The following is an 8,906-nucleotide window of genomic DNA, read 5'->3' as shown; positions in this document are numbered from 1 at the left end:
GCGCCGCCATCGGTGGCGCGCGTTGTGCCGCCCGCGCCTGCGCCCGCGGTGCCGGTGCCGGCACGCAGCGCCGCGCCGGCTGCCGCGCTGGCACGCACGCCGCAGGCGGTGAGTGCATCGATCGAGCCGGCGCGCCGAGTCGGCGCCGCGCGTGGCGGGCCCAGCCGGCCGCCGTGGGAAGACGACGCGGACAGTGAGTTGCAGCGCGAGCCTTCCGCCGCGCCGATGTTCGCCGAGCCGCAGCCCGAGTCGCTCGCGATCGTCGTGCCGGCTCCGGCTGACGCGCCGCCCTCGGGCCCGCTCGGCGACCGCTGGTCGACGCTGGTGCGCGAACTGATCGACGCCAATGCCATCACCGCCATGGCGCGTGAACTCGCGCTGCAGGCCGAGTGCACCGCCATCGGCGCGGGTGAGACGCGCATCGCGCTGCGCGTGGAGCGCGAGAGCCTGCGCAACCCGGCCCATGCCGAGCGACTGCAGGCCGCACTCGCGTCCCTGCTCGGCCATGAGGTCGCGCTCGAGATCGTGGCGGGCGCGGCCAACGACACACCGGCCCGGCGTGACGCCGTTGCGCGCGACGAGCGCCAGCGCGAGGCCGAGGCGCTGATCCGCAACGACCCCTTCGTCGTGCAGATGACGTCGCAGTTCAAGACTGCGCGCATCGTGCCCGGGTCCATCAAACCGCTTTGAACGAACAAGGAAATCACCATGCTCAAAGGACAACTGGCCGGCCTCATGAAGCAGGCGCAGGCGATGCAGGACAACTTGAAGCGCGCGCAGGACGAACTCACGCTGCTCGAGGTCGAGGGCCAGTCCGGTGCGGGCCTCGTGAAGGTGCAGATGACCTGCAAGCACGACGTCAAGCGCATCACCATCGACCCGAGCCTGCTGGCCGACGACAAGGACATGCTCGAAGACCTGGTGGCCGCCGCCTTCAACGACGCGGTGCGCCGCGCGGCGCAGGTGAGCGAAGACAAGATGGGCAAGCTCACGGCAGGCATGCCGATGCCTCCCGGGATGAAGTTCCCGTTCTGAGCGTCGGCCGTGGCCGCTTCTGCGCTCGATGCGCTGACCGAGGCGCTACGACGGCTCCCCGGCGTGGGCGTGAAGTCGGCGCAGCGCATGGCCTATTACTTGTTGCAGCATGACCGCGCGGGCGCCGAGCGCCTGGCGCGTGCGTTGCAACAGGCCGTCGCGACGGTGCGTCACTGCACGCGCTGCCATACCTTCACCGAAGCCGAGGTGTGCCGCACCTGCCTCGATGCGGCGCGCGACCATCGCCAGCTGTGCGTGGTGGAAACGCCGGCCGACCAGGCCGCCATCGAGCGCAGCGGCAGCTACCACGGCCTCTACTTCGTGCTGATGGGCCGGCTCTCGCCGCTCGATGGCATTGGCGTACACGACATCGGCTTGGTCGAGCTGCTCGAGCGCGCCAGCGACGGCGAGGTGCAGGAGCTGATCGTCGCCACCAACTTCACCGCCGAGGGCGAGGCGACGGCGCACGCGATCGCCAAGGCGCTCGAAGGCCGCACCGTCAGCGTCACGCGGCTGGCGCGCGGCGTGCCGGTGGGCAGCGAACTCGAGTACGTGGATCTCGGCACCATCGCACATGCGCTGAGCGATCGGCGCTGAGGCGTTGACGCGGGCGGGCGAGGATTTACCTCGGTGGCAGTGGGCTGGGGTGAGGGTGCGGTACCCCACCCCTAACAAACAGGGACCGGCGCCACTCAGCGCGTCGCGCTCGCCACCCGACCTTTGTTGCCCGCTGCGCTGGCGCGCACCGCGCCCCTGGCCGCGGCCTTGCGCACGGCGCTCGTCGCCTTGGCGGTGCGCAGCCCGCTGGCTTTGCGCACCGGCACGTAGATCACCAGTGCCTGGCCGGCTTTGAGCGGTGCGCTCGCCGAGAGCTTGTTCCACGCCACCACGCTCGCGGCGCTGACATGCATACGCGCGGCAAATGTGGCGACGCTGTCGTTTTTGCGTGCCCTCACGGTGGTGCGGCGAAGGCCCGGGCCTTCGGAGACCAGCAGCATCGCCGCGCTGTCGGCGATGTGCCCGGAGACGTCGTGGTTGCGGCGTTCGCTGCGCGGCACCAGCAGGGTGGAGCCGGCCTTGACCAGCATGCGCGGGGGAATGCGGTTAACGGCGCGCAGCAGGGCCTCGGCCATACCGAGTTGGTGCGCAAGATCGGCCGGCCTGGCCGTCCTGGGCACCACCCACGCGGTCCAGCTCGCCAGCGCGCCCCGGTAATTGCCGAGCTCATGCACGAAGCGGTTGGCGTTGTCGTAAGGCAGCAGCACCTGCGGCGTGCCGGCGGCCAGGATCACCGGCTGATTGAGCGACGGATTGAGCGCGTGGAATTCATCGCTCGCGAGGCCCGCCAGCCGCGCCACCAGCTCGACGTCCATGTCGCGCTGGATCGGCACGCTCAGGAAGTAGGGGTGGTTTTCCACGTCGGGCAGCACCAGGCCGAAGTCGGCCGGGCGCGCGATGATGTTCTTCACCGCCTGCAGCTTGGGCACGTACAGGCGCGTTTCGTTCGGCATGTTCAGGCTCAGGTAGTCGCCCGGCAGGCCGGCCCTGCGGTTGCGTGCGATGGCGCGGCCGACGCTGCCCTCGCCCCAGTTGTAGGCGGCCAGCGCCAGGTGCCAGTCGCCGAACAGGGTGTGGAGCCTTTGCAGGTAGTCGAGCGCGGCGCGCGTGGAGGCGAGCACGTCGCGGCGGTCATCACGAAAGATGTTCTGCGCCAGCTCGTAGTCCTTGCCGGTGGAAGGAATGAACTGCCACATGCCCGAGGCCTTGGCCACGGACATGGCCTGCGGATTGAAGGCACTTTCGATGAAGGGCAGCAGCGCCAGCTCGGTGGGCATGCCGCGACGCTCGACCTCTTCAATGATGTGGAACAGGTAGCGGCTCGAGCGTTCGGTCATGCGCTGCACGTAGTCGGGCCGCGCTGCGTAGTACTGCTCTCGACCGCGCACGAGGTCGGTGTCGAGGTCGGGCATCGCAAAGCCTTTGCGCACACGCGCCCAGAGGTCGCGCTTGGCGCTGCGGTCGGCCAGGTCGACCGGCACGTCGGGGCGCAGCGGGTCGGTGGGCGAGCCCGCGGCGTCGGACGCGGGCGCCTCTGGCGCCGCCGCGGCCGTGGGCGATGCCGCGCCCGCATCGCCGGGCGCCGACGGCGGCGTGGCCGGCGCCGAAGCGGCCCGCCCCGCGCCCACGGCCACCGAGGGCTCCGGGCTCGCCGGCAGCGGTGCACTCGCACAGGCGCCGAGCACCGTTGCGACGAGCGCAAGAGCCCAGGCGGGCAGGTGTCGCGCCAGGGCGCTTGCGGGGCGAGTCATCGGAAATCGTTCTTCCACTGTCGAAGTGCGGCGAACACGCTGACAGCGTCGCCGCCGCTGGCGCCGTGACCCAGGGCCGAGGCGCGCACGGCCGGCACGCCGGCGCGCAAGAAGGGGTTGACCTCGCGTTCGCGCGCCACCGTGCTCGGCAGCGTGGCGAGACCGCGCTCGCGCAAGACCTTGCACTGCGCTTCGTAGTCGAGCAGCGCGGTGTTCGCGGGTTCCACGGCGCGCGCGAATTTCAGGTTGCTGAGCGTGTATTCGTGCGCGCAGCAAACGCGCGTGTCGCCGGGCAGGGCGGCCAGGCGAGCGAGCGAAGCATGCATTTGCGCGGCCGTGCCTTCGAACAGCCGCCCGCAGCCGCCGGAAAACAGCGTGTCGCCGCAAAACAGGATCGGTGCCGTGCCCGTCGGACTGCCGAAGTAGGCGATGTGGCCGGCGGTGTGACCGGGCACGTCGATCACCTCGAAGCGCGTGCCGAACAAGTCGATTGCGTCGCCGTCGTACAGGCGGACGAAGGGCTGCGGAATGTTCTCGCCGGCCGGTCCCCACACGGGGCCCTGGCCGTCGGGCAGCCGCGAGCGCAGTTCGTCGACGCCGCCGACGTGGTCGCCATGATGGTGGGTTACTACAATGGCCGCGAGCTTCAACGAACGCTCGTCAAGAGCGCGGAGGACCGGTGCAGCTTCTCCCGGATCGACGACGATGGCCGACGCGCCATCGTGAAGCATCCAGATGTAGTTGTCGGTGAAGGCGGGTAGGGCGATCAGGTTCATGACGCAAGAGGCTTCGAGTATAGATTTACCGCGTTGGCTGCAGACCCCGCCGGGGCGGTACTTGTTGGCGTGGGAGCAGCAGCGCATCGACGCGCAGGTGGCCGACCTGTTCGGTTTTCACGCCTTGCAACTCGGCATGCCCGAGGTCGATGCCTTGCGGGCAAACCGCATGCCGCATCGCTGGCTGGCTCTCGCTGCGCCGCCAGTGCCGGGCGAGAACGCTTGCGCGGATGCGTCGGCGCGGCCACCGATGACGATGCCATCGCACGATCCCGCGTACACACCGTCGGCTGCCGCCGCGCTCTACTGCGACTTCGACGCGCTGCCGTTCGCAACGCAAAGCCTCGACCTCGTGGTGCTGCCGCACACGCTCGAGTTCACCATCGATCCGCACCGCACGCTGGCGGAGGTGGAGCGTGTGCTGGTGCCCGAGGGCCGCGTGGTGATCGTCGGCTTCAACCCCAACAGTCTGTGGGGCTTGCGGCAATGGTCGGGACGCACCGCGCAGCGCCTGGGCGCCGTGGGCGGCGCCGGCCATCTGTTCCTGCCCCGCGCCGGCGACTTGATCGCGCACCGGCGCCTGGCCGACTGGTTGCGGCTGCTCAGCTTCGAGGTGCAAAGCGGCGGTTTCGGTTGCTACCGACCCGCACTCAAGTCCGAAGCCTGGCTCGACCGCTGCGCCTGGATGGAGCCGGCGGGCGACCGCTGGTGGCCGGTGTTCGGCGCGGTCTATGTCGTCAATGCTGTCAAGCGCGTGCGCGGCATGCGCCTGATCGGCCTGGCTCGCAACAAACTCGCCAAGCCGCGCGCCGCACCGGCCGTCGTGAGCCACAAGCACCGCGACACCGAGGTGATTTGATGAGCCGCCGCCGGGCCGCCCCAAAGCGGCGAGCGCCCTGCCGGGGGGCGGCCGCGCGCAGCCCTGCGTGGCGGCCGACATGACCGCCGCCGTGCCGATCCACCGTCCCGCCGTGACGATCTACACCGACGGCGCCTGCAAGGGCAATCCCGGCCCGGGCGGCTGGGGCGCCTGGCTCGCCAGCGATGGCCACGACAAGGAACTCTGCGGCGGCGAGGCGCTCACCACCAACAACCGCATGGAACTCACGGCGGTGATCGAGGCACTGGCCTCGCTCAAGCGCGGCTGCGACGTGACGCTCTACACCGACAGCGAATACGTGCGCAAGGGCATCACCGAATGGATCCATGGCTGGAAGCAGCGCGGCTGGAAAACCGCCGCGCGCGCGGCGGTCAAGAACGTCGACCTGTGGCAGCGCCTGGACGCGTTGGCGGCGCTGCACCGCATGGATTGGCGTTGGGTCAAGGGCCACGCCGGCGACCCCGGCAACGAGCGCGCCGATGCGCTGGCCAACCAGGGCTGCGCGGGCGTGCAGCGGTAGCGCGGCGCCGCTCGCGTAGGACGCCACCGACAGGCGATGGCGATGATCGGCGGCTGACAGCGCCGATCGGGACAGCCACCATCCTCTTCAACGGCCGCAGTGGCCCAAGCGAGGACGACATGCGCAATCCCTGGACCACGAAAAATCCGTTCATGAGCGCCTGGCTCAGCTCCGCGAACAAGGCGATGGGCTCCGCCCGCGGACAGGCGACGGCGGCCGCGAAGCGCGAAGTCGCTTCGCTGCAGACCGAGACAGCCCGGCAGATCATCGATTTTTGGAGCGGCAAGACGCCAACGCCGGTGGCGCGCAGCAAGAAACGGCGTTGAGCATCCGATCGACCTGCAATCGAGGGCGGACAATTGCGCCGATGAAATCACCCAAGAGACTGCAATCGCTGATCGATGAAGGCCTGATCGACACCGTGGTGCGTCAGCTCATGAGCGGCAAGGAAGCCATGGTCTATGTGGTGCGCTGCGGCGAAGAAACGCGCTGCGCCAAGGTCTACAAGGAAGCCACGCAGCGCAGCTTTCGGCAGGCGGTGGACTACACCGAAAACCGCAAGGTCAAGAACACCCGCCAGGCGCGCGCCATGGCCAAGGGCACTCGATTTGGCCGTCAGGCCCAGGAGGCGGCGTGGCAAAGCGCCGAGGTCGACGCGCTCTACCGCCTGGCAGCCGCTGGCGTGCGCGTGCCTAAACCGCACAACTTTCACGATGGCGTACTGCTGATGGAGCTGGTGACCGACGCGCACGGCGACGCCGCCCCGCGCCTGAACGACGTGGCGTTCGCGCCCGACGAAGCACGTATCCACCACCAGGCGCTGCTGCGCGAGGTGGTGCGCATGCTGTGCGCGGGCGTCGTGCACGGCGACCTGTCGGAGTTCAATATCCTGCTCGCCGCGGACGGCCCGGTGATCATCGATCTGCCGCAGGCGGTGGACGCGGCCGGCAACAACCACGCCCAACGCATGCTGCTGCGCGATGTCGACAACCTGCGCGGTTTCTTCGGTGGATTTGCGCCGGAGTTGCTGCGCACCGAGTTCGGCGCCGAGATCTGGGATCTGTACGAACGCGGCGCCCTGCACACCGAAGCCGTGCTCACCGGCCGCTTCGAACGCAAGACCGGGCCGGCGGACGTGGGCAGCGTCCTGCGCGAGATCGACGACGCGCGCGCGGAAGATGCGGCGCGCCGGCTGCGCTTGGCGACCGCGGCATAGCGGTCCGTTGCGTGTTCCGTGAATATCGCGCGGACGGGGCGATGGCCTTCTTGTATAACAAACTGGTCGGTGGCTTGTCGGCCGCGCGCACCCTTTACTGCACCCCATGCTTGACCGCCGCACAGTCCCGTTTCCCTCAATCACCGACGACGGCCTCGATGAATGGCAATGGCCGGCGCCGCCCTTCGCCTGGCGCCACGCGGCGGCCGCGGGCAATGGCACGGCACAACCCTGCCGCATCGAAAGCCGCAGCGGCGCCTGTGTCGACGTCGAACTGGTTCGCCTCGATCCGCAAGCCGCGTCGCTTGCGGTGCGCTTCGCCGCGGGCGCCCCCGAGGTGTCGTTGCCGTTTTCCATGTTCCGCCAACTCACGCTCGGGACGCCGCTTGCGCCGCTAGCGCCGCAAGCCAATGCGCCGATCGAGCGGGTGCCCACCGCGGCGCAGGAGCGCGACTACCGGGTGCAGTTGGTCGGTCACGGCAAGGCGCTCGAAGGCCGCACCGCAGGGCATGTCGAGCGCGCCGAAGGCCTCTACCTGTTTCGTCCGTCCGAGGAGGAGTCGTCGGTCGAGCGCGTGTTCGTGCCGCGCTCGGCCTACGTCAAGGCCGAGTTCGGCCGCTCGGCCGAGGAGATCGCAGCGGACCGATGGATTACCTCGCGCAGCGACCTGCTGGCCGCGATCGAGCGCCAGCAGCGCATGCCGGTCATGCCGCTGGGCCAGTCACTGATCGACCTGGGACTGCTGACGCCGACGCAACTCGAGCGCGCCTTGTCGCGTCAGACGACCGACGTGCCCCTGGGCGAGATGCTGGTGGCCGAGGGGCGGATCAACCGGGCCGACCTGCAGACCGCGCTGGCCCACAAGATGGGCTACCCGCTGGTCGACCTGGCACGCTTTCCGATCGATCCGGTGGCGCTCAGGCGCATCGCGCCGCGTCTGGCGCTCTGGGCGCGCGCCCTGCCATTGATGATCGACAACGAGCGCGTGATCGTCGCGGTCGACAAACCGGCGCGCATTGCCCGCCTGTGCAATGTGAACGCGCTTGCCGAGGTGAACGTGGTGCCGGTGCTGGCTTCCAAGGCGAAGATCATGCTGGCCCTCGGCCGCCTGATGCAGCAGGACGTCTGGTACCAGAACGTCGCTGGCTCCCAAGGGTTCTATTCGACAACCGCGTAGCGCGCGGCACCCGAAGCGTTCGAGAGCGTGAGTGGCCCACGCGTGCGGGCCGGCGGTGCCCCACCGGCCGCTACAGCTTGGCGAAACTCGAGGCCCGGCCCAGGGAGTCCCGCACGGTGTCCATGTAGGCGCGCAGCTTCGGCGCCACGGCTTGCAGCGCTGCCTCGCCGGCGTGGAAGTCGAAGTGATCGACGGCCTGCGTATCGCCGAACAGGGACGGCTTGAACGAGGTGACCCGCTCGTCCGCGTCGCTGGCCCACAGCATCAGCGCTCGCGCGGACATCGGCCTGGCGAACAGGTAGCCCTGCAGTTCGTCGCAGCCCATCTTGATGAGGATGTCGCGCTGCTCCTCGGTCTCCACGCCTTCGGCAACGACCTTCAACGACAGCGCGTGCGCCAAGCGGATGACGGCATCGACCACCGCCTGTGCGTCGGTGCTGGTCGCCAGGTCTTGCACGAAACTGCCGTCGATCTTGAGCTCTTCGGCGGGCAACTTGCGAAGGTAGCTCAGGCTCGAATAGCCGGTGCCGAAGTCGTCGATGGAGAGATGCACGCCGGCTTCTCCGAGGCGCTGGAAGGTCACTTGGGTGGCACGCGTGTCCTCCATCGCCACCGACTCGGTGATCTCGCAGGTCAGCAAGGACGGGTCGATGCGGTGGCGGTCGAGCGCCGTGGTGATGCGATCGACCAGGTCGTCCTGGCGCATCTGGAACGGTGAGAGGTTGATTGCCACGCGCATTCGCAGCCCCTTGTCGCGCCAGGCCCGCGCCTGCCGGCAGGCGTCTTCGATGACCCAGTTGCCCAGGGTGCCGATCAGCCCGAAGCGCTCCGCGATGGGGATGAAGGTGGTGGGGCCGATCATGCCCCGCACCGGATGCTTCCAGCGCAACAGCGCCTCGGCCGCCGTGATCTGGCCGCTGCGCGCGGCGACCTTGGGCTGGTAGAACACCACGAGTTCCTTGATTTCCAGCGCCAGGCGCAGGTCGCGCTGCA

At 69.2% G+C, this 8,906-nt stretch carries 11 protein-coding genes; 8 read left to right on the top strand and 3 right to left on the bottom strand.

The genetic code is table 11. From position 1 onward, the window contains the following. The 3 genes from RMO12_RS15420 to recR all read left to right on the top strand — a co-directional run. Nucleotides 1-690: DNA polymerase III subunit gamma/tau C-terminal domain-containing protein (locus tag RMO12_RS15420; protein WP_309639946.1), on the top strand; the 690-nt coding region annotated here is incomplete at its 5' end. 18 nt (nucleotides 691-708) lie between these two features. Further along, the gene (locus RMO12_RS15415; protein ID WP_309639945.1) at nucleotides 709-1,035 is read left to right on the top strand and encodes a YbaB/EbfC family nucleoid-associated protein; all 327 of its coding nucleotides are present in this window, start codon (nucleotides 709-711) and stop codon (nucleotides 1,033-1,035) included. A 9-nt stretch (nucleotides 1,036-1,044) separates the two neighbouring features. Beyond that, complete coding sequence (gene recR, locus RMO12_RS15410) at nucleotides 1,045-1,632, top strand: recombination mediator RecR (protein ID WP_309639944.1); 588 nt, start codon at nucleotides 1,045-1,047, stop codon at nucleotides 1,630-1,632. A gap of 95 nt (nucleotides 1,633-1,727) precedes the next feature. Here the strand turns inward: recR and RMO12_RS15405 are convergent, their stop codons facing one another. Continuing rightward, nucleotides 1,728-3,344, bottom strand: a complete 1,617-nt coding sequence (locus RMO12_RS15405) for a transglycosylase SLT domain-containing protein (protein WP_309639943.1) — start codon at nucleotides 3,342-3,344, stop codon at nucleotides 1,728-1,730. Then, on the bottom strand, nucleotides 3,341-4,120 hold the full coding sequence (gloB, locus tag RMO12_RS15400; RefSeq protein ID WP_309639942.1) for a hydroxyacylglutathione hydrolase: 780 nt from the start codon (nucleotides 4,118-4,120) through the stop codon (nucleotides 3,341-3,343). Before gloB ends, RMO12_RS15405 begins: the two co-directional genes overlap by 4 nt. Here gloB and RMO12_RS15395 point away from each other — a divergent pair. From RMO12_RS15395 to RMO12_RS15375, 5 genes are all read left to right on the top strand, one after another. Further along, complete coding sequence (locus RMO12_RS15395; protein ID WP_309639941.1) at nucleotides 4,119-4,979, top strand: methyltransferase domain-containing protein; 861 nt, start codon at nucleotides 4,119-4,121, stop codon at nucleotides 4,977-4,979. The two genes, gloB and RMO12_RS15395, sit on opposite strands and share 2 nt — an antisense overlap. Before the next feature lie 79 nt (nucleotides 4,980-5,058). Further along, on the top strand, nucleotides 5,059-5,520 hold the full coding sequence (rnhA, locus tag RMO12_RS15390) for a ribonuclease HI (protein ID WP_309639940.1): 462 nt from the start codon (nucleotides 5,059-5,061) through the stop codon (nucleotides 5,518-5,520). A gap of 152 nt (nucleotides 5,521-5,672) precedes the next feature. Continuing rightward, a complete protein-coding gene (locus tag RMO12_RS15385) occupies nucleotides 5,673-5,846 on the top strand; it encodes a hypothetical protein (protein ID WP_309625709.1) in 174 nt (57 codons plus the stop codon). Nucleotides 5,847-5,887: 41 nt separating this feature from the next. Then, on the top strand, nucleotides 5,888-6,736 hold the full coding sequence (locus tag RMO12_RS15380; RefSeq protein WP_309639939.1) for a PA4780 family RIO1-like protein kinase: 849 nt from the start codon (nucleotides 5,888-5,890) through the stop codon (nucleotides 6,734-6,736). 106 nt (nucleotides 6,737-6,842) lie between these two features. Then, a complete protein-coding gene (locus RMO12_RS15375) occupies nucleotides 6,843-7,913 on the top strand; it encodes a hypothetical protein (protein WP_309639938.1) in 1,071 nt (356 codons plus the stop codon). 70 nt (nucleotides 7,914-7,983) lie between these two features. Here the strand turns inward: RMO12_RS15375 and RMO12_RS15370 are convergent. Further along, nucleotides 7,984-8,906 (bottom strand): EAL domain-containing protein (locus tag RMO12_RS15370; protein WP_309639937.1); only part of this gene is annotated, 923 nt, incomplete at its 5' end.

Source organism: Methylibium sp. (genome assembly GCF_031393925.1).
In the GTDB taxonomy this organism is placed as follows: Bacteria; Pseudomonadota; Gammaproteobacteria; order Burkholderiales; family Burkholderiaceae_C; genus Methylibium.
Note: the sequence above shows the minus strand (reverse complement) of the source record. Positions and strands in the feature narration are given on the sequence as shown.

Excerpts from the sequence above, each read along its gene's own strand:
- RMO12_RS15415 (WP_309639945.1), top strand. The coding sequence starts at position 709 with ATGCTCAAAGGACAACTGGCCGGCCTCATGAAGCAGGCGCAGGCGATG.
- RMO12_RS15385 (WP_309625709.1), top strand. The coding sequence starts at position 5,673 with ATGAGCGCCTGGCTCAGCTCCGCGAACAAGGCGATGGGCTCCGCCCGC.
- RMO12_RS15405 (WP_309639943.1), bottom strand. The coding sequence starts at position 3,344 with ATGACTCGCCCCGCAAGCGCCCTGGCGCGACACCTGCCCGCCTGGGCT.
- RMO12_RS15375 (WP_309639938.1), top strand. The coding sequence starts at position 6,843 with ATGCTTGACCGCCGCACAGTCCCGTTTCCCTCAATCACCGACGACGGC.
- RMO12_RS15380 (WP_309639939.1), top strand. The coding sequence starts at position 5,888 with ATGAAATCACCCAAGAGACTGCAATCGCTGATCGATGAAGGCCTGATC.
- RMO12_RS15395 (WP_309639941.1), top strand. The coding sequence starts at position 4,119 with ATGACGCAAGAGGCTTCGAGTATAGATTTACCGCGTTGGCTGCAGACC.
- gloB (WP_309639942.1), bottom strand. The coding sequence starts at position 4,120 with ATGAACCTGATCGCCCTACCCGCCTTCACCGACAACTACATCTGGATG.
- rnhA (WP_309639940.1), top strand. The coding sequence starts at position 5,059 with ATGACCGCCGCCGTGCCGATCCACCGTCCCGCCGTGACGATCTACACC.